The following is a 20,735-nucleotide window of genomic DNA, read 5'->3' as shown; positions in this document are numbered from 1 at the left end:
ATTTTTATTCTGCGAATATTATATTTTTATTCGTGGATTCTATTTTTATTACTATGTACGGAAATGTTTCTGATTGTATATTTGAATATTCTTTAGGACCTTTAAATTTAGTTTGTACATATATTGAATTTGTTGTTTCATATAGTTTCTTTAAAATAATTGAGTAACCCTGATAATCCTGCTTTCCATATCCTATAAGAATATATGTGTATTCAGGATCAGTATAGGCCAATTTAAATTCCGAGCCTTTCTTTTCATCTATTACTTTCTTTACTTCCTGTGGTATTTCATTTTCAGGAACAATTGTGTATTCAACATCCTTCGTTTTTTCGCTGCTTATTTTTTCTATTTTACAGGAGCATAAGCAAATGCCCACCAAAATAACAGTAAATGCTAAAACCATTCTACATTTTGCCATAAAAAAAGCACCACAATAATTCTTATTAAGAATATATTATAGTGCTTTTATTTTTATAACATAAATTAGTCTTTACAAATAAATATTAGTTATATTTACGGCTTAAAGCATTGAGTTAACCATATCGAGTAAATATTTGCCTAGCTTATCAAGTTTCTCCTGTGCATCTTCAAAACTTGTACCCTTTACACCGTAATAGAATTTCAACTTAGGTTCTGTTCCTGATGGACGGATACATACCCATACATCATCTTCTAAATCATAGTAAAGTACGTTTGACTTAGGTAAACCTGTCTTAGTTGTTTTTCCTGTTACCATATCTTTAATTACATCTTCTCTGTAATCTCTTGCTGAAAGAATCTTAAGTCCGTCAAATTCTGTTGGAACGTCTTTTCTTAATTTTTCAAGAGTATTCTGAATCTTTTCAATTCCTTCTTTACCCTTTAATGTTAATGACTGTACTCCATCCATGCAATATCCATATCTTTCGTACATTTCAATCATCTTATCCCATAATGACATTCCTTTTGACTTATAATAAGCTGCTGCTTCGCAAAGTGCCATTGATGCAACTACTGCGTCTTTATCTCTTGCATGAGTTCCGATTAAGCAACCATAGCTTTCTTCAAATCCAAAACAGTAATGTCCTTTTCCTGTTGTTTCAAATTTAAGAATCTGTTCTCCGATGTACTTAAATCCTGTAAGTACTTCGATAAGATTTACTCCATAATATTTTGCAATTCCATTTGCAAGATTTGTTGTAACAATAGTCTTAATTAAAGCTCCATCTTCAGGTAATGTTCCATTTTCCTTCATCTGGCTAAGTTCATATTCTGCTAATAAGCATCCTGACATATTTCCTGTAAGTACATGATATTCTCCTGGTTTATCACCTTTTACATATACTCCAAGTCTGTCTGCATCAGGGTCTGTAGCTAAAAGTAAATCTGCTCCTACTTCATCACCGATTTTCTTTGCAAGCGCAAAGCATTCATCAGCTTCAGGGTTAGGGTAACTTACTGTTGGGAAATTACCATCAGGTAATTCCTGTTCTTTTACTACGTATACGTTTTCAAATCCTAATTCTTTTAACACACGTCTTACCGGAATATTTCCTGTTCCGTGGAGTGGTGTATAAACAATCTTGATATCTTTTTGCATTTCATCTATGCATTTCTGATTCTTTACCTGTTTCTTTAATTCTGCAATGTAAGGATCATCTACATTTGCACCAATCTGTATGTATAAACCATCAGCAATTGCCTTTTCTTTATCCATTGTCTTACATGCTGAATAATCCGCAACTGCCTTAACCTCACTCATAATTCCTGTGTCATGAGGTGGTGTAATCTGTGCTCCATCTTCCCAGTAAACTTTATATCCGTTATATTCTGCCGGATTATGGCTTGCTGTCACATTAATACCTGCTGTACATCCTAAATATCTAACTGCAAATGATAATTCAGGTGTTGGTCTGAGACTTTCAAAAACGTAAGCCTTAATTCCATTTGCACAAAGACATAAAGCTGCCTCATCTGCAAATTCAGGTGACATATTTCTTGAATCATAAGCAATTGCAACTCCCTTGCTTCCCTGTCCCATCTTATTGATGTAATTTGCAAGTCCCTGAGTTGCCTTTCTGACAACATAAATATTCATTCGGTTTGTGCCGGCTCCAATAACTCCCCTAAGCCCTGCAGTACCAAATTCTAAATCCATATAAAATCTGTCTTCAATTTCCTTTTCGTCATCTTTAATAGCCTGAAGTTCTGCCTTCGTAGCTTCATCAAAATATGGATTATTAAGCCATTCGTTATATATATCTTTATAGCTCATGATTTCTCCTCCTACTTCCTCAATCTCTTCCTACAAAGTTCGAACTTATTATAATACAAAGATACCATAAAATAAATAACAATTTAGATAAAAAAATATTTTTTATTCCCATTTTTTCTTAAGTTGTGCTATAAATTGCTGTCTTTTTTCCTCCTGAAATTGAAATTGTTTTAGTTTCTCCTGATTTTTATCTGAACTCCATGCTTTATTTGAATTAAAATAGTAATTTATAATTTTCCAAAACTTTTCCGGATACACAAAAAAACTCCATAATACACGAATTTTTTCTTTGGTCAGATTTACCTGCAAAGAATATGTATCCATGACTTCCCATGCAAGTTCTTCATCCCATTCATTTTTTTCCATTATCTTTCTTAAATATCCGTAAAAGTCATATAATTGCAATCCATATCCAAATTTTTTCATATTAATAACAATCGTTTTTCCATCTTCAAATAGAACGCTGTGATGATTAAACACTCCATGGCATACTGATTTATTAGCTATAGCCTCTTTATATAACTGCTCATATGAACTATTTTTCAGTTCCCATATTCCCTGCTCACCCTGCCTGTAATATTTGCCAATTTCCACCTGAAGGTCAAGCTCAAATTTAGACTTATTTTTCCTTTTATTAATATAATTTCTTACTTTTATTATTTCCCTATTATGTCTTTCATAGACGTTTATTATATTATCAATATTATGTAAACCATATTCATCATTCCATAAATCGTAGGTATTTTCGGTTATGCTATGGAACTTTCCTAAATTACTAACAGATTTCATTATATCTGTCTTTAGTGATATATCACACTCTCTGGCATTAAACCATTTTTTTAGGATATACGTATATCCGTCTATGCTGACCGACACATACTTGCCTTCCTTATTTGGAATAGGATAATCGCAGCACAACCCATTTTTCTCCAAATACGTACCTATCAAATTATGGGTTCCTCCCTTTTTTTCGCCATCATTATATTCCTGCAAAATATATATGTCTTTTTCCGTGACGCACCCATAATTTCCCTTTGTTCTAAATATCTCCTTTAGATTAATTTCATACTGCTCTAATACAGTTAACGATTTTTCATTCATACAGCCACCTCTCAATACCATATTCTGTTTATCTGGGACTTTTTCTTTTTGTTTCAGATAGTTTCAGCTTTTTTATACTATGATATTTTTGGTTGCGATATTCCTAAGTATTAAATTCTTCGGAAGATATTTTAATTTTTGGTAGCAAATTTTTTCGTTGTCAAAACTTTATTCGCTCTATTTTTATACATTAAATTCTAAGACGGTTGCAATGCAAATCCAGAATATGGAGCTGGAAAATTTTTCTTTTTATGCATTAAATTTTAAGACTAATTCTCGTAATTTTTCATTTTCATTTAACTGTGGATTTTCTAATACCATGTCTAATAGTCTGTCAAATATATCTCCAATCTTTGGTCCCGGCTTTACACCCATTTCTATCATTTCTTTTCCGGTTATATTTAATTCTGCTGAACAGGTACACTGTTCTTCATCTACTATTTTGTTAAATGTTTCTACAACATATAAATAATCATCATAACCTTTTTCACGTCCATATTCGCTTTTTCCTGCAAAATCTGCATTTACAAGTTGTAAATACAATGGATATATGTCTTTTCCTATTTTATGCACACTTCTCCTTACCTTTTCTTCACTTCGTCCATGCTCCACAGGGCGATCATCGTGGCAGGCAACAAGTCTTTTTACCAGTCCAATCGTCTTGTTATCCATTTTCAATCTGCGCATTATTTTATTTGCCTTTTCCACGCCTGCTATAGCATGTCCTTTAAAATGGCTTCTCGTATCAAATGTATGTACATCCGGTTTCGCAACATCATGAAGCAATGCTGCAAATCTCATAACTCTTGTTTTTTCAACATTTTCCATTACTTTGATTGTATGTTCTCCAACATTGTACATATGATATGGAGTATCCTGTTTGCATTCCATCATTGCATCAAACTCAGGCAATACAACCTTTGTAATTCCTAAATTATATGCTTCAATTAATTTGTCAGGATTATCTGAGAGAATAAGTTTTTCTAATTCAGCACAAATTCTCTCTGCACTTATTTTTTCAAGAGTCGGTGCAAGTTTTTTTATTGCTTTCTCAGTTTTCTCCTCAATCTCAAATCCAAGCTGTGCTGAAAATCTTACTGCTCTAAGCATTCTTAAAGCATCTTCCGTAAATCTTTCTTCAGGATCATTTACACATTTAATAACCTTTCGTTGCAAATCACCTATTCCGTCAAATGCATCCACAACTCCGTATTTTGAATTATACGCCATGGCATTTATTGTGAAATCTCTTCGCTTTAAATCCTCAATCAGATTTGTTGTAAATTCAACTGACTCCGGATGTCTACTATCCTTATATTCCCCATCAATTCTGTATGTGGTAACCTCATAGCCTATATGTTTTAACATTACAGTTACCGTGCCATGCTGTAATCCCGTATCGAGAGTTCTTCTAAAAATTTCTTTTACTTTCTGTGGAAGCGCTGACGTTGTTATATCCCAATCTTTTGGTTCTCTCCCAAGTATTGTATCTCTTACACATCCGCCTACCGCAAATGCCTCATATCCGTTTTCTTCCAATTTTTTTATTATAAAATCCACATCTTTTGGAATATTCATTTTTATATCATTATTACATTTATATTTCATTTATACACCTTCATTCTGTCATTTGTTGTATTATCATATAAGCTATCGGTCCTAAAAATACTCCCAATAGTCCAAATATTTCATATCCAATATATATACATACAAGGCTGGTAAGAGGTCCTATTCCTGCATTATCACCTATAAGCTTAGGTTCTAAAATTTCTCTTACAAAATAGCATATTATATAAACAACAGCTATTACAAGCCCTTTTCTTACATTTCCAATTATAAAATAACCAACTGCCCACGGTATCATTATAATTCCAAGCCCAATCAAAGGAAGTGCATCTAACAGTCCCACTACAATTCCAAGTATTAAAAAATATGGATTTTTAATCAGTGCAAATCCAATACTGCACAATGTACTTGTTATAAGCATGATAACTAACTGTGCTTTTATATATGCTCTGAATATTATAGACATTTTACTTTTTATTTTGCTAAGCTCATTATAGAAAAATAGCCCTTTTATTTTTTCTTTTATATCGCTTTTTTCCACTACATAAAAATATGCCGCCATTACTGCAACTATAATCGCTGCTATAATTTCCACTGATACAATCACAACGGATTTAGAGTTTGACATTATTTTAACAAACACATTTTTCTTTGCTACTTTTGATACTTCATCCATTCCATCGCACATTGTCTGATACAAAAGTCCGTTATTTATCATTAATCGCTTTTCCGTGTTACAGCAAATTTCTTTTATACCACAGTCTAAATCATTTTGAAATTTAGGCCAGCTTACGACCAAATTTTGTACCTGTCCTAATAACTTGTTTATAATTAACGCTAGCAGTACAAAAATTAAAATTACTATTACTACAAGTGAAAATATTGCCGCTACCTTATAATGGAACTGCAATTTTCTATTCAAAAAATCTGATAGTCTGCACACTAACTCTCCTAAAAAATATGCTAACACAAAAGGCCAGAACAGCGGCAGCAAATATTTTATCACCAGTATAACGCCTAATGAAACCGCAAATAATTTTATGCATTTTCTTATATTTTCATTTTGTAGCAACTCTTTCATACAAAACCTCACATATTCATACTATTTTCAGTATGAACATTTATGAGCTTTTTAAACTATTACGTATCTTTTTCTGCTGTAAATTTTAAGGCCTGTTCTATTATTTTAAGAGCTTCAACCATTTTACTTTCTTCTACTTCTGAATAGTTAATTATAAATTTATGGCTGAATTCTTTTCTAAATTTTTCATTAATAACTTCATCATCATATTGATAACAATAATCTGTCAGGCACGAAATGTTAATAAGTTTATCTTTTAAATACTTTTTAAAGTTTTCATCATCAATATTCTTTTTTATTCTCAAGATAAAATGAAGTCCTGAGTTTTCTTCTTCAATGGAAATCTGTGGATATATCGAAGAATTTCTTATTGCCGTAATAATTTTATTTCTGCTGTCTTTATAATAATTTCTCATTCGGTTAATATGTCTCTCATAGTAACCACCTTTTATAAATTCTGCCAGAGTATATTGTTCAAAGCTTGAAACCGTACTCGAATAAAAATCTAATTTTTTTGTATATTTATCCATTAATTCAAATGGCAACACCATATATGCGATTCTAATTGATGGTGCAAGTGTCTTTGAAAAAGTATTCATATAAATTACTTTTTGATTTTTATCTATACTTGCCATTGTAGGTATTGGTTTTCCTGAAAATCGAAACTCACTGTCATAATCATCTTCTATAATATATCTTTCTCCCATATTTGCCCACTCTAAAAGCTGATGTCTTCTTGCCGCAGGCATTACCTTTCCTGTAGGGAAATGATGGTTTGGTGAAATATGAACTATATTTGCATCGCTTTTTTCTAATTCATCTATACTTATTCCCTGATTATCCATAGGCAAATGTATAGTTCTTACACCATTGCTTTCATATACCATGCTTATCTTTCGATATCCGGGATTTTCAGTGGCAATTACTGAATCTCTTCCTAAAAGCTGAACTATAAGTCCATACAAATATTCTGTTCCGGCACCAACAATTATCTGATCCGCCAATACAGTCAGTCCTCTGAACTCACGTAAATGCTTTGCTATCGCACTTCTTAATTCCCATATCCCATTCCTTGATGGTGTCATAAGAAATGAGTTTTCCTCATCTAAAAGTTTCTGCCTCATTATTTTTGACCATGTAGCAAACGGAAAACTGTCATACCTTACATGATTTGAATTAAAATCAACTATCCACTTTACTTTCTCGGGCTTATTAATTTTGTATTCACTAACATTTTCTGTTACTTCCTGATTTTCAGATATCTGATTTGTAATCTCATTTGCAAAATATCCTTTTTTCTCAACTGCGCGAATATACCCTTCTACTAAAAGCTGTGCATAGGCATTTTCTACGGTTATTACGCTTATATCATGATTTTTTGCCATATTTCTTTTTGAAGGTAGCTTCTCATCTGTTTTTATTTTTCCCGATACTATGTCATCCTTTATACATTTGTACAAATATTCGTACAATGTGAGCGTTCCTCTTTCATTTAAATTATATGTCAGCATCTTTTCCCCTATCTGGTGTTTTAAATAATACAAATTTAGGTCTTTTCAATAATACCATAAGTGGATTATAATGTAGAAAATTGCTTTTGTAAACGGAGGAAAATATTCTATGAAAAGAATTATGACTATACAGGATATCTCTTGCATTGGGAAATGCTCTCTGACTGTTGCCTTACCCATAATTTCTGCTATGGGCGTGGAAACTGCCATTGTTCCTACTGCGGTCTTATCCACGCATACTAATTTTTCAAATTTCACATTTAGGGATTTGACTGAAGATATGCCTTCGATTAAAGATGTATGGGTTAAAGAAGGTTTTAAATTTGATGCCATTTACACAGGATATATCGGAACGCTTGAACAAATTGACATTGTTTCTGATTATTTTAAAACATTTAATAATCCGCATGGTTATATCATTGTAGACCCGGCAATGGCTGATAATGGGAAGTTATACACAGGCTTTGACATGGCATTTGCTAAAAAAATGACTACTCTTTGCTCTGATGCAGATATTATTCTTCCGAATATATCAGAAGCCGCATTTATTACTAACACTCCATATCCCGGGGAAGACGCCTCTGTAGATGAAATTAAAGCTATGTTACTTAAACTTGCTAATCTAGGTCCGAAAATTGCAGTTATAACAGGTGTACATATTGAACCTAATCGTTTCGGATATATTGGATACAATACTGAAAGTCAAACTTTTTTCAGTTATTCTACCAAGGAAATTGCGATTAAATCCCATGGGACCGGAGATGTTTTTGCTAGCACAGTTACCGGTGCATTGATGAATGATTTTTCTATTGAAGACTCATTAAAAATTGCCGCCGATTACACCTGTAAATGTATTGAAAACACTTATAACGATAAAAATGCTGTAACATACGGAGTTAATTTTGAAGCAGAAATTCCATACCTTTTAGAACTGGTTGGGAAATCAGTTTCATAAACAAATTCTTATAATATTACAGTACACAACAAAAACTCTCCTTTAAGCATAGGATTAATTTTCGCCTATTCGCTTTTAAAAGAGAGTTTTTTTATTCTTATAAGGAAATATATTTTTTACTGTCCACCATGGCTACAACCGCTACATCCGCTACAACCACTGCATCCGCTACAGGTTTTACCATTTTTCTTGTCTTTTCTCATCGACCATACTATAAGAGCTACTATTGCTATTAAAATAATAGCTACAACAATTGTTCCGATATTTTCTACTATAAACGGCATTCTAATCACTTCCTTTAAATAATACTAACGAAAAAGGCTTAATCGGGAAAATTAAGCCTTTCTCAGTTCTAATTATACATAATGGCTTGTTAGTTCTACCTAACTGTAAGTTAGTTTATACTAACTAGAACCAAATGTCAATAGTTTTTAGTATTATTTTACAAGTTCTTCGATAATATCTACGCACTTATCAATTCCAAGTGTTCCTGTATTTAAAGAAATGTCGTAATTATCACATACACCCCAATCCTGGTCTGTGTAATATTTGTAATTTATTTTACGCTTTTTATCTTTTTCTCTTAAACGTTTCTCAGGTGATTTATCTGTCTCACCATATTCCTTAACAATACGCTCTGCTTTGAATTTTTCATCTGCGTGAATAAATACGTTGAAGCAGTCATCTCTGTCTTTCAAAATAAAATCGGCACATCTTCCTACTATAACACAAGGTCCCTTATCTGCTAAATCTAAAATTATCTTTCTCTGAGCATTCCATACATAATCATTTATAGATATTCCGTTCACATCTCTTCCTACAAATGCATATGAAAAAATACTCTTAGTTGGTGAATGTTCTCCCTGTTCCTTAATAAACTCCTGTGAAAATCCTGTTTCTTCATGTACTTTCTCAATTATTTCCCCATCATAAAAAGGAATATTAAGTCTCTCTGCAAGTTTTCTTCCTACTGTTCTTCCGCCGCTACCAAATTCTCTACTAATTGTGATAATATTCTTTTTCATAAGCCACGTCCTCCTCGTTTATTTGATATATAAATTATATCACAATTTCGCATTTTTTGTTCAATTAATCATTACAAAATCATGCAAAAAACTGAAACTATACCGCTTGATTTTTGTATTTTTGTTATGCACACGGCTTCGCCTTGTATAACACTTCGAATCCGCTTCGCTTCTTCTCAGTGATTATACATTCGCCAAATTTTTTCAGTTTTTTTTGCCAGCAAAAAACTGAAACTATACCGCTTGATTTTTGTATTTTTGTTATGCACACGGCTTCGCCTTGTATAACACTTCGAATCCGCTTCGCTTCTTCTCAGTGATTATACATTCGCCAAATTTTTTCAGTTTTTTTTGCCAGCAAAAAACTGAAAAAACTTGGCTCATTGTGCATAACAAAAGAGCGACAACCGTAAATTTTAAAATTTACAATCATCGCTCAGTTACATATATCATGGAGTCATTGCGACTCTGTCAGGGGACAGCTGTCTGCCCCGAGCAAATTCTATGTAATTATATAATCTCAATTCAGTCCGACATTCTAAATCAATCTTAGTTATTGATTAACTTGTCTTCTTCATTATTCCAGCTGTAAAGTTTTCTGATTTCCTGTCCAACTTTTTCTGATGGATGTTCTGAAGCTAACTTTCTCATAGCCTTGAAATGTACCTGACGTCCTGCTGGTGACATATCAAGTAAGAATTCTTTTGCGAATGTTCCGTCCTGAATGTCGCTAAGTACTTTCTTCATTGCTTTCTTTGTTTCTGCTGTAACAATCTTTGGTCCTGTTACATAATCACCATATTCTGCTGTATTTGATATTGAATATCTCATTCCTGCAAATCCTGACTGGTAAATTAAGTCTACGATAAGCTTCATTTCATGGATACATTCAAAGTATGCGTTTCTTGGATCATATCCTGCTTCGCATAATGTTTCAAATCCTGCCTGCATTAATGCACAAACACCACCGCAAAGTACTGCCTGTTCTCCGAATAAGTCTGTCTCTGTTTCTGTTCTGAATGTTGTTTCAAGAACTCCGGCTCTTGCTCCACCAATTCCTAATGCATATGCTAAAGCCATATCTAATGCCTTACCTGTTGCATCCTGTTCTACTGCTACTAAACATGGTGTTCCTTTTCCTGCCTGATATTCTGAACGTACTGTATGTCCCGGTGCCTTAGGAGCGATCATTGTAACATCTACATCCTTAGGTGGTACAATACATCCGTAATGAATGTTAAATCCGTGTGCAAACATAAGCATGTTTCCTGCTTCAAGGTTTGGTTCGATGTCTTTCTTGTACATATCAGCCTGTAATTCATCATTAATAAGAATCATGATGATGTCAGCTTTCTTTGCTGCTTCTGCTGCTGTATATACCTTAAATCCCTGCTTTTCAGCCTTAGCCCATGACTTGCTTCCTTCATATAAACCAATGATGACATCGCATCCTGATTCCTTTAAGTTTAATGCATGTGCATGTCCCTGGCTACCATAACCGATGATTGCGATTGTCTTTCCATCTAATAATGAAAGGTTACAATCTTCCTGATAAAATATTCTTGCTGTTTCCATAATATTTTATGCCTCCTATTTAATTAATCTCATTTATAAAAATGTTTATTTTTTTCTTATAGTTTTGTATTATATCGCTCGCGTTGTCTTATGTCAATAGTGTTGTCTGTTTTCTTCATAAAAATTTTTATGCAAAATTTTTATGTCTGTCTTGTAAATCTAAATTCTCCCCCCAATTTATTACGCTTTTACAATAATGGTACTGCCTTCTTTTAAATCATTTAGTTAAGCCTTGTTATTACCCTGATTTTTATTTATTTCTAACTGGTCAATAGCATGCATGATATGCACCCGCATTGCACTTCTGGCGCCTTCTGCATTTCTATTTTTCATAAATTCCATAATCATTCTATGCTCTGATATAACCTGCTCTACAGGAATATGCTCTGTTTCATACAAATAAACACCTTTTTCAATTGACTGATGCAGTACAGGCTCTAGTTGATTTATAAATTCATTATGAGTTGCATTTGCAATGGAGCAGTGGAACATCATTTCTTTATGTGTATAATCTATGCCTTTTAAAAGCAGTTCTTCTATTTCTTTACCTATGGCAAATATTCTTTCTAGTTCTCTATCTGATGCCCTTATGGTCGCATAATATGCTATCTCCGGTTCAAATATAAGACGCATTTCATAAAGGTCATCTATATCAACCTTTGCTGAAGCCGTATCTTCAAGACCTGCTACCATTTTAGGAGTGTAATCTTCTCTTATAAATGTTCCTTTTCCCCTCTTTATTTCCAATACATTTCTTGCTACTAAAATACGTATTGCTTCTCTTAAGGTAATTCTACTTACTCCAAGTTCTTCAGATAACTGAAGTTCATTTGGAAGTTTATCACCGGGATTATATTTTTTTTCAACTTTTATCATCGACATTATTGTCTCTGCAACATCATCCGATAATCTTTTATTTTTTCCCATAATAATCTCCATTCAAAAAACCACATAGCCATATTGTTTTTTGGCCATGTGGTTTATAATTCAAAATATAATATACAGGTTCAAAAACACCTAAATTATAGTTATGTTTTTATTTCGATATAATTTAATCCCTTTGCCTTATCAGGTCTCAAGTTGGGGGTCTTTGACCCCAACATCTTAACATATCTATAAGTATTTCTTTAATACATCAACTTTGTCTAATTTTTCCCATGGAAGGTCAAGATCAGTACGTCCAAAGTGACCATAAGCTGCTGTCTGCTTGTAAATCGGTCTTCTCAAATCTAACATTTTGATAATTCCTGCCGGTCTTAAATCAAAGTTTTCTCTAATGATATCTACTAACTTATCATCATGAATCTTTCCTGTTCCAAATGTATCAACCATTATTGAAGTTGGCTGTGCAACACCAATTGCGTATGATAACTGAATTTCGCATTTTTCAGCAATTCCTGCTGCTACAATATTTTTAGCTACATATCTTGCTGCATAAGCTGCTGAACGGTCTACCTTTGTGCAGTCCTTACCTGAGAAAGCTCCGCCGCCGTGACGTGCATATCCACCATAAGTATCAACAATGATTTTTCTTCCTGTAAGTCCGCTGTCACCATGTGGTCCACCGATTACAAAACGTCCTGTAGGATTGATAAAATATTTTGTATCCTCGTCTAACATTTCCTTAGGAAGTACCGGTTCAAATACATATTTCTTTATGTCTTCATGAATCTGTTCCTGTGTAACATCAGGATCATGCTGTGTTGATAATACTACTGCTTCAATTCTTACAGGCTTATCATTTTCGTCATATTCTACTGTTACCTGACTCTTTCCGTCCGGTCTAAGATATGCTAACACTCCATCTTTTCTTACTTTTGTAAGCTGTTTTGTTAATTTGTGAGCTAATGAAATTGGAAGTGGCATTAATTCTTCTGTTTCATTTGATGCGAAACCAAACATCATACCCTGATCTCCTGCACCAATTGCTTCAATTTCTTCATCACTCATCTTGTTTTCTTTTGCTTCTAATGCTTTATCAACACCCATTGCGATATCTGTTGACTGTTCATCTAATGCAACTATAACACCACATGTATCTGCATCAAAGCCATATTTTGCTCTGTCGTATCCAATCTCTCTTACTGTATCTCTAACTATTTTCTGAATATCAACATAACCTTTCGTTGTAATTTCACCCATAACTAAAACAAGACCTGTTGTAATTGATGTTTCGCATGCTACACGGCTCATAGGGTCCTGTCTCATTAACTCATCCAATATTGCATCTGAAATCTGGTCACAGATTTTATCAGGATGTCCTTCGGTTACTGATTCTGATGTAAATAATCTCTTCTCCATCATCGTTCTCCTTTTCTTAAACTTTATCTAATTTATCTTTTAGCAGATTTATCCAAAATTTCATAAAAGAAAATCCACTGTTTTAAACAGTGGATTTGAAATCAAGGTTTTCAAATCTTATTGATCGATTGCTCGCTCAGGTGGGCACCTTCCATATAGGGGTTGCCGTGGCATCACAGATCCTTGTATCTCCGCCAACTCTGAATAAGATAAATTAATCATTTTATTTAACTAACAAAAGTAGAATAATACATTCATTTCTTTCCGTCAACCATTATTTTATGAACGCCATATAAATTCCATATAAAATATGAACCATTTTTTTAATAATCTATATATAAAATTGCACTTCTTAACCGGTATCTACATATATATTATAAAATATTATTCCACTTTATTTCACAAATATTATTTGCTGTATTTTTCTTCTATTTCTGTAATCATCTTTACTCTGTTCTCATGTCTGCCACCTTCAAATTCAGCTCCAAAAAATTCGTCAAGAATCATTTTGGCCAACTCATCTCCTACTACTCTTGCGCCAAATGCAATTATATTAGCATCGTTATGCATTTTTGTAAGTTTAGCTGAATATGGGTCACTACATACTGCTGCTCTAACACCCGGAACTTTATTAGCAGCCATTGAAATACCGATTCCTGTTCCACACATTAAAACGCCGTAATCTACTTCGCCATTTACAACTGCTTCGCCAACTTCCATTCCCTTCTTAGGGTAATCGCATTTAATGATTTCTCCATTTTCATCATAATTAGTACCGTAATCTACACATTCATAGCCTTTTTCTTTCATATAAGCTATCATCTTATCTTTTAAATCTACTGCTGCATGATCGCATCCAAAACCAATCTTCATAATTTGTACCAACCTTTTCTCTTTATGTTTACTAAATTTATAAGTTTTATTCTACCATAAGTACGTTTTATCATAAGTATTCTGTGTGACTGTTACCAAAATTTTGTAGTCTAATTCTAATTAGCTGATTCTTACTTATTAATCCTTTACTTATTCAAATGAAACCTTTTTAATAATACATCATATTCAGTTATTTTCAATCATTTTGGCAAATATTTGCTAAAAATACATGTCTATCTGTCTCCAAATATATGCAAATATAAATCTTCTAATGTTGGTGAAGCCTTTTTTGCATTGTCCACATCCGGAATCCCATCACATAAAAAACGCACCCTAATCTTTGCATATTCTTTTGACAAACTTGTAACTGTATATTTGTTCATAATTGAATTTACATCCTGTTCATTGATTTCTGCTTCATATACAACATCTTCAATACCTTTTAACAGATTTTCAGGAGTATCTTTTTTTCTAAGTATTCCGTTATCTAAAATTAATACTTCTTTTGCGATAAATTCAATATCTGAAACAACATGAGTTGCAATAATTACAATCTTATTAAACCCAATCTGAGATATCAGATTTCTGATTCTAATTCTCTCCTTTGGGTCAAGTCCTGCCGTTGGCTCATCTAAAATAAGAATCTTTGGGTCATTTAATATAGCCTGTGCAATTAATGCTCTTTGTTTCATGCCCCCTGAAAAGGATTTTAATTTTTTATTTTTAACATCATACAAATTAACAAATTTAAGAACTTCTTCTATTCGTTTTTTTGCCTCTGTTTTTTTTAATCCTTTTAATCCTGCAATATAATCAAGAAATTCTGCTACGGTAAAGCTATCATATACTCCCTGTTGCTGTGGCATGTATCCTATAAGATTTCTATAATCTTTGCCCATGCTTATTGTTTCTTTTCCATTATATAAAATTTCTCCACTGCTTCTGTCTATGGCATCTACTAAAATATTCATAAATGTAGATTTACCTGCACCATTAGGTCCTAATAAACCATATATTCCTTCTGTAAATTTACACGAGAATTTATTTAGTGCTTTTTTGTCACCATACTTTTTCGAAAGATTATTTATTTCTAAAATCATAGTTTATCCCTTTTCTATAAAATTTTTCTTTTAGTATAGTTCTTAAGATTTTTAAAATTCATAATAAAAACTGCTACTATAATAATTGCTAAATTAATCCATTCCACTACAGTTGCTTTTGTAAAATAATCGCTCATGTTTACTACCGGAATAAACATAATCTTATTCATAAATTCAACTCCCAGCATATATAGCACAACCGGCATAACTATAATTCCCATAGATATTACTACATTTTTGATGTAATCAGGAGAAAAATCCGATATTCCCACTACAAGCAAACCTAGTAAAATTATACCCATGCATTTACACAAATAAATTAAAATCAAAGCTGCAAGAATTGATATATGTAATGGAAAATGTTGCAACTGTGATAGACTCTGTGCAGGTGCCGCAAATCCGTTTGGCTTATATGCTTTTAACAAAATAACAAGCCACGGAATAGTTTCAATACACCATAAAACAACCGAAATTAAGATTGCGTTTAAATATTTATTTCTAATTAATTTGCTTCTTCCATAATATGTAGTATCCAAAAGTTTCTGCATTTCTTTCTGCCTGTCATAAGTAAATATTGGCACTACACAAAATACTGCAATGATAAATAAAATCAGGAAACTAATATCCTTATCGTATATTGTTACATCACCAAATATGTAACCGAATACTAAATCATTGGTAAACCAGCCTTCAATATTCTGCTTTTCCTTCAGTTCTTTAAGATAATCATTTTTCTCCTGAACTTTTTGGAAATCATCGTATGGCATCATCTGTGCATTATATTCCTGACTTGCCATAACATATACCTGATTATCAACCTCACCATTTATGTATTTTTCCGTAAGTTCGTCATATCCTGCCTGAATCTCATCATATCTTTTCTGTTCAGTATCAAGATACTCCTGACTCTTTTTATCCGGAACTCCATATACTTTTGAAATATAATTTGCATAGCATTTATCATGATAATCCATTTTAGTATTATCATTGCTCAAAAAATATCCCTGAATCACAACAAGTATTATTACAAAGAAAGCAACTTTATTAACTGCAAATATTTTCTTTTTCTCATAACTAAGTATTCCTTTTGATTTTATGCCTATGTTTTTCTGTCCTTTAGCAATTCTTAAATGCGGAAACTTTATTACTCTTTTCGTTGTAAACGAATACATTGCAAAGACTATTGATGCCGACAGATAAACTGCCATTATTATTAATGTCCACTTAAACAATTCAAAAGGATGTTGTAAAATATTTATATTTATGTATTTTGCCATAAACGATTTAGTATTTAATAAGGTAACAGGGCTTAACATTTTAAATACAGCCGTACTCATATTCCACTCAATACTATTAGTTATAAGTAATGAAACTGCCGTGCTTATAAGAATTATCCCATAAGTAACCGTTTCATTTTTTACAAGCGATATTATTCCTATAACTACAATTCCTATAATGCAGACAGCTATCCATTTAACCATGAAATATATAATCATATACTGCCATATCTGCATTGGCAGGGCAAATTCATAAAATCCACGCACTGACTGAATCGGTACATTCATTCCGCTAAGTCCATACTTAATATATAACTGAACAAATTTAATTCCATATACAATTATTATTGCAATTGCTGACGTTATGGATAATGCCACCATCTTGTTCACAATTAAATTCAACCGTCCGTTCCTGCAGGATTTTAATAAATCTAACATTCCTTTTTTTATTTCCTGACTTACTAATATAAGTGCAATCTGAACGACCATTACAAAAAGTATTATGTCCGTAAGTCCGAATTCTGTTATCTTCTCAATCACCCTATAGTTACCATATACCGGTTTCACATTTTTTACGGCTTCATATGCCTTAACCGTTCTTTTAGCATTGCTTAATTGAAATTTATTGTTTTTAGAAAACAATACAATGCTTTGCATATTTGTGCCATCCTCTTTTATCTTAATAAGATATTTACCGTAATTGTCAATCTTATTCTTCTGTAACTTATCCTGTGCAGCAATCTGTTCCTTCGTTTCTATTTCTGCCCTCGTTTCATAAAGAACATTAACTATACACAAACTTATTAATAACGCTATAATTATTTTAGAGAATACTATTTTCTTTAATTCTTTTATTATCATTTCTTTATTTTTAACCCAATCATCTCTCCTTGTGAAAATGACGATACAGAACTATTATTATCTGATTCGTCATCCACAAAATCACTCAAATACCCATACAGATATTTATTGCCTGCTGCCTGTAACGCCAATATTTTTTTATCCATATCATAATCAGGCTTTATATCTGTCCATTTATGTTTGTCCGTATCATAGCATCTGTATTCCGGAGGGATACTCTTATCTTCTGCATCCGGAGCCCCAAGTTCTTTATCTTTATCATACTGTGTTTTTACAATATATATTTTATTATTTACATATGAATATGACATACGATATGCATTATCCAACTCCTTACTTGTGCCTTTCTTCTTATCATATTCATATAAAGTGAATTGTTCACCATAGCACGTTAAATAGTAATAATAATTTTTATTAATTCCTATTAAATAAAAATCATAAAATCCCTTTACATCCTCCATTCCTTCATAGGTCATGTTATAATTGAAATCCATTTTTTCAACATCACCATTTTTTATATCTACACAATAATAATCACTATGTTCGTCAAATTTTTCTATTTCTTCTGCATAAGGGTTAGCACATGAAGTAAGCCATTCTGTATATTTACTCCATGTTTTGAACTCGGAATCATATACATTTTTATTCTGATATCTAATTCCAAGATATATCCTGTTTCCACTCTTCGCCTTTGAAAAACATGATATGTTAGCTTTGTTTCCAAAGTCAGTCAATTTTTTCTGTTCCCCTGTTTTTATATCGACTTCATATAATTCCGATGTCTCAGAAGCAACCATGACCATTCCATTATCATCGGCCTCACCATCTTCACTAGAATAACTTGTAAGATAGATTTTACCGTCAATAAACAAAGCTTCCTGATTATCTGTAGAAAAATCTAAAGTTGCAATTTTCTTTTTATTACTTCCATCAACATTACTTTTGTAAAGTGTAGTTCCACCTACATCTAAAAAATAATAAAGGTCATTTTCATATATGAATGCATACGCCACTTTTCCCTCCATTATTGCATTACAAGTAATTTGTTCCCCGGCAACATATTCATGATTACAATTTGCAAGTCCGCATGCAACAACAGTCGAATCTGTCTTTGGATTGTACACTTTAATACACGAATATCCTGTACTCATATCATATCCGGAAAGAGTTACCATATCCTCACCATAAGATGCATCTGGTTTTATCACTTCCACCGTACTAACCTTTTCATTTGTCTGTGCCTTCTCATTTCCACAGCCTGTTATAAATAACGACAATAGACCGACCATTAAAAAAATGTATTTTCTCATTTGCTCAACCCCTTATTCATTTCTAATCTTTGTTTATTTATTTCCGATACTATTTCATCTGCTCCGGCCTCTTTTAGTTTTCTGTCAAAATCATTCCAAGCCTCTTCAAAACTTCCATATTCATCGCTAAATAACTTCGGAACATCATTAACTTCTCCCAAAAACTCTCTTTCTATCTTTCGAATTGCTACTACTTTCTCTTTATAAGCTGATAAATCAAAATAATAACCTTCTATGCCTATATCTATTTTTGCATCTTTCATAGATTCTTTTGCCAATTGTCGGTCCTTATCATCTGTATCATTTATAAGATACTGATTCGCCATATTACCTGCTCCATCTGATGTATACAAATCTGTGATTTTGGGAGTATAACTCTTTACTTCATATCCGGCAGACTCTGTTCCATTCACCATTATGTCTGACAGTATCTTATCACTACATATTGTAGCCATTGCTTCTAGAGCTTTCTCTTTGTTATTAGATTTACTACATACTCCATTAATCGTTGACCATCCTCCGATATCTGTTGTATATCTTTTTATCATAGGTACAGCCTCCATATTCTGACTGGCATCCCAACGTGTATGGAAATCCATTGTTTTCTTTCCTGCTGTTGTCATGCAACTGCTTTCTAAAAAACTATTAACAGTCACATCACCCAAAATGTCTGTTGTACTATAGTAATATTTTTTGTCTTTTATACCGTTAATACAGCTATATCCCTGCTGATACATTTCATATAGCGCTTCATAATCTTTTCTTACTTTTTTGCTATCAGTAATCGTTATGACATTTTCATCATTAGTATTTGCATCTACGCCTACGCACTCTAACCAAAATACCGGAGCGCTGTCATAATTATCAAAATAAAAATTAGGTTCTATAAAGTTTAATTCATATTGATTCAAATAACTCGTTGTAATACTATATTTATAATCACTTTCCCAACCTTTTAATTTATTTAATACAGGAATAATATCACTTAGAGATTTTCCCTCAACATCACTTTTTTTAATTCCATATTTATCAGCCACATCTTTGTTGTATATGTAATAATTTGTTTCGCTTGAAAAAACATTTGTCTTAAATCCATAAAATGTTCCATTGTAAAGACTTAGATTATACAATCCTGACGGATATGCCTTTGTGAGTTTTTGATATGCATCTGTATTGCTGTATTTATCCAAATCTTCATATATGCCATTAAAAACCATTTTCTGACTTGAATTGTCTGTTACATCATTACATCCTACCGATGTTATTATGTCTGGTGGATTATCTCCATTAATCACATCAAGTACATATTCTAATGTCATATTTTCTAATGCCACAGGCATAAAATAAATAACATAATCCGCACCATTTTCCACCAAATAATCATTCACTGCAACCATCTGTTCATCCGAATATCTATGCTCAGCTTTGCCATTCCATACTTGTGGTTCAGCATACATATAGCTTAAAATTGTCTTATCCGGATATCTTTCCTCAAGAAATTCCTTAGACAATTCAATATGTTCATCTGCATTCTCATTTTGTAATGAAGTTTCTTCCTTAGCAGATATTACTGTTTCTTTTTGTGTTGCATTCAGAAAATCTCTTGCACTGTCGTTTTCTGTATTATTATTGTTACATCCTGAGAGTATTATTGCTGAAGATAACAGCAATATTTTTAGACATTTACTTCTCATCTTGCACCCCCTGTTATAAGATATCAATATTATTCTTCCCTTTAATACATTATACTGCATAAAATTGTTTTGCGGTATTTTATTTTAAGTATATAGAGGTGTATCAGCTCAATATGTCGTTGCTAATGCCCTAGTTTTATTATTTTGAAACACTGTACTTCCTCCACATACATTCGCAGCTGAAACACTACATACATTAGACACTAAAAGTGTAGTCGCTGTTAATAAACATATAATTTTTTTCTTCATTA

At 32.5% G+C, this 20,735-nt stretch carries 17 protein-coding genes and 1 riboswitch; of the genes, 1 reads left to right on the top strand and 16 read right to left on the bottom strand.

Annotated features, from left to right (window positions below):
- Positions 1–4: 4 nt before the first annotated feature.
- From CCC31_RS08885 to CCC31_RS08860, 6 genes are all read right to left on the bottom strand, one after another.
- Positions 5–418, bottom strand: coding sequence for a protease complex subunit PrcB family protein (locus CCC31_RS08885; RefSeq protein WP_147586635.1), 414 nt, complete (start codon positions 416–418; stop codon positions 5–7).
- A gap of 102 nt (positions 419–520) precedes the next feature.
- Positions 521–2,254 carry a phospho-sugar mutase gene (locus CCC31_RS08880; RefSeq protein WP_022088799.1) on the bottom strand — a complete coding sequence of 578 codons (1,734 nt, stop codon included), beginning with the start codon at positions 2,252–2,254 and terminating at the stop codon, positions 521–523.
- Between the two features lie 102 nt (positions 2,255–2,356).
- Positions 2,357–3,355 carry a hypothetical protein gene (locus CCC31_RS08875; RefSeq protein ID WP_147586633.1) on the bottom strand — a complete coding sequence of 333 codons (999 nt, stop codon included), beginning with the start codon at positions 3,353–3,355 and terminating at the stop codon, positions 2,357–2,359.
- A gap of 249 nt (positions 3,356–3,604) precedes the next feature.
- Positions 3,605–4,963 carry a CCA tRNA nucleotidyltransferase gene (locus tag CCC31_RS08870; RefSeq protein WP_022088797.1) on the bottom strand — a complete coding sequence of 453 codons (1,359 nt, stop codon included), beginning with the start codon at positions 4,961–4,963 and terminating at the stop codon, positions 3,605–3,607.
- 10 nt (positions 4,964–4,973) lie between these two features.
- Positions 4,974–6,002, bottom strand: a complete 1,029-nt coding sequence (locus tag CCC31_RS08865) for an AI-2E family transporter (protein ID WP_290850973.1) — start codon at positions 6,000–6,002, stop codon at positions 4,974–4,976.
- Positions 6,003–6,061: 59 nt separating this feature from the next.
- Positions 6,062–7,513 (bottom strand): PLP-dependent aminotransferase family protein, encoded by a 1,452-nt coding sequence (locus tag CCC31_RS08860; protein WP_118565931.1) that lies wholly within the window; start codon positions 7,511–7,513, stop codon positions 6,062–6,064.
- A 109-nt stretch (positions 7,514–7,622) separates the two neighbouring features.
- Here CCC31_RS08860 and CCC31_RS08855 point away from each other — a divergent pair, with 109 nt between their 5' ends.
- A complete protein-coding gene (locus tag CCC31_RS08855) occupies positions 7,623–8,468 on the top strand; it encodes a pyridoxamine kinase (protein ID WP_117910599.1) in 846 nt (281 codons plus the stop codon).
- Between the two features lie 116 nt (positions 8,469–8,584).
- On the opposite strand, the gene CCC31_RS08850 is transcribed toward CCC31_RS08855, so the two are convergent.
- From CCC31_RS08850 to CCC31_RS08805, 10 genes are all read right to left on the bottom strand, one after another.
- Complete coding sequence (locus tag CCC31_RS08850) at positions 8,585–8,752, bottom strand: FeoB-associated Cys-rich membrane protein (protein WP_022088793.1); 168 nt, start codon at positions 8,750–8,752, stop codon at positions 8,585–8,587.
- A gap of 153 nt (positions 8,753–8,905) precedes the next feature.
- Complete coding sequence (locus CCC31_RS08845) at positions 8,906–9,493, bottom strand: cytidylate kinase-like family protein (RefSeq protein WP_290850967.1); 588 nt, start codon at positions 9,491–9,493, stop codon at positions 8,906–8,908.
- Between the two features lie 549 nt (positions 9,494–10,042).
- Complete coding sequence (gene ilvC / locus CCC31_RS08840; RefSeq protein WP_290850965.1) at positions 10,043–11,068, bottom strand: ketol-acid reductoisomerase; 1,026 nt, start codon at positions 11,066–11,068, stop codon at positions 10,043–10,045.
- Between the two features lie 225 nt (positions 11,069–11,293).
- A complete protein-coding gene (locus CCC31_RS08835; protein ID WP_022088421.1) occupies positions 11,294–11,995 on the bottom strand; it encodes a FadR/GntR family transcriptional regulator in 702 nt (233 codons plus the stop codon).
- 186 nt (positions 11,996–12,181) lie between these two features.
- Positions 12,182–13,369 (bottom strand): methionine adenosyltransferase, encoded by a 1,188-nt coding sequence (metK, locus tag CCC31_RS08830; RefSeq protein ID WP_147586568.1) that lies wholly within the window; start codon positions 13,367–13,369, stop codon positions 12,182–12,184.
- Positions 13,370–13,483: 114 nt separating this feature from the next.
- Positions 13,484–13,580: riboswitch (SAM riboswitch) on the bottom strand.
- Positions 13,581–13,777: 197 nt separating this feature from the next.
- Positions 13,778–14,242, bottom strand: coding sequence for a ribose 5-phosphate isomerase B (gene rpiB / locus CCC31_RS08825; protein WP_022088423.1), 465 nt, complete (start codon positions 14,240–14,242; stop codon positions 13,778–13,780).
- A gap of 233 nt (positions 14,243–14,475) precedes the next feature.
- Entirely contained in the window at positions 14,476–15,342 is an 867-nt protein-coding gene (locus CCC31_RS08820) for an ABC transporter ATP-binding protein (protein WP_022088424.1), read from the bottom strand.
- Between the two features lie 14 nt (positions 15,343–15,356).
- Positions 15,357–17,480 carry a hypothetical protein gene (locus tag CCC31_RS08815; RefSeq protein ID WP_290850960.1) on the bottom strand — a complete coding sequence of 708 codons (2,124 nt, stop codon included), beginning with the start codon at positions 17,478–17,480 and terminating at the stop codon, positions 15,357–15,359.
- Positions 17,477–18,790: a hypothetical protein gene (locus CCC31_RS08810; RefSeq protein ID WP_290850958.1), complete on the bottom strand. Its 1,314-nt coding sequence runs from the start codon at positions 18,788–18,790 to the stop codon at positions 17,477–17,479. The genes CCC31_RS08815 and CCC31_RS08810 overlap by 4 nt, the downstream gene beginning before the upstream one ends.
- Positions 18,787–20,484 (bottom strand): hypothetical protein, encoded by a 1,698-nt coding sequence (locus CCC31_RS08805; RefSeq protein ID WP_290850956.1) that lies wholly within the window; start codon positions 20,482–20,484, stop codon positions 18,787–18,789. Before CCC31_RS08805 ends, CCC31_RS08810 begins: the two co-directional genes overlap by 4 nt.
- Between the last annotated feature and the right edge of the window lie 251 nt (positions 20,485–20,735).

It is taken from the genome of Eubacterium sp. LMAG:50 (assembly GCF_008680265.1).
Lineage (GTDB): Bacteria > Bacillota > Clostridia > Lachnospirales > Lachnospiraceae > Eubacterium_U > Eubacterium_U album.
This window is presented reverse-complemented; position numbering and strand designations above follow the sequence as displayed.

Coding starts and splice junctions, on each gene's coding strand:
- CCC31_RS08885 (WP_147586635.1), bottom strand. CDS start 418: ATGGCAAAATGTAGAATGGTTTTAGCATTTACTGTTATTTTGGTGGGC.
- CCC31_RS08880 (WP_022088799.1), bottom strand. CDS start 2,254: ATGAGCTATAAAGATATATATAACGAATGGCTTAATAATCCATATTTT.
- CCC31_RS08875 (WP_147586633.1), bottom strand. CDS start 3,355: ATGAATGAAAAATCGTTAACTGTATTAGAGCAGTATGAAATTAATCTA.
- CCC31_RS08870 (WP_022088797.1), bottom strand. CDS start 4,963: ATGAAATATAAATGTAATAATGATATAAAAATGAATATTCCAAAAGAT.
- CCC31_RS08865 (WP_290850973.1), bottom strand. CDS start 6,002: ATGAAAGAGTTGCTACAAAATGAAAATATAAGAAAATGCATAAAATTA.
- CCC31_RS08860 (WP_118565931.1), bottom strand. CDS start 7,513: ATGCTGACATATAATTTAAATGAAAGAGGAACGCTCACATTGTACGAA.
- CCC31_RS08855 (WP_117910599.1), top strand. CDS start 7,623: ATGAAAAGAATTATGACTATACAGGATATCTCTTGCATTGGGAAATGC.
- CCC31_RS08850 (WP_022088793.1), bottom strand. CDS start 8,752: ATGCCGTTTATAGTAGAAAATATCGGAACAATTGTTGTAGCTATTATT.
- CCC31_RS08845 (WP_290850967.1), bottom strand. CDS start 9,493: ATGAAAAAGAATATTATCACAATTAGTAGAGAATTTGGTAGCGGCGGA.
- ilvC (WP_290850965.1), bottom strand. CDS start 11,068: ATGGAAACAGCAAGAATATTTTATCAGGAAGATTGTAACCTTTCATTA.
- CCC31_RS08835 (WP_022088421.1), bottom strand. CDS start 11,995: ATGGGAAAAAATAAAAGATTATCGGATGATGTTGCAGAGACAATAATG.
- metK (WP_147586568.1), bottom strand. CDS start 13,369: ATGGAGAAGAGATTATTTACATCAGAATCAGTAACCGAAGGACATCCT.
- rpiB (WP_022088423.1), bottom strand. CDS start 14,242: ATGAAGATTGGTTTTGGATGCGATCATGCAGCAGTAGATTTAAAAGAT.
- CCC31_RS08820 (WP_022088424.1), bottom strand. CDS start 15,342: ATGATTTTAGAAATAAATAATCTTTCGAAAAAGTATGGTGACAAAAAA.
- CCC31_RS08815 (WP_290850960.1), bottom strand. CDS start 17,480: ATGATAATAAAAGAATTAAAGAAAATAGTATTCTCTAAAATAATTATA.
- CCC31_RS08810 (WP_290850958.1), bottom strand. CDS start 18,790: ATGAGAAAATACATTTTTTTAATGGTCGGTCTATTGTCGTTATTTATA.
- CCC31_RS08805 (WP_290850956.1), bottom strand. CDS start 20,484: ATGAGAAGTAAATGTCTAAAAATATTGCTGTTATCTTCAGCAATAATA.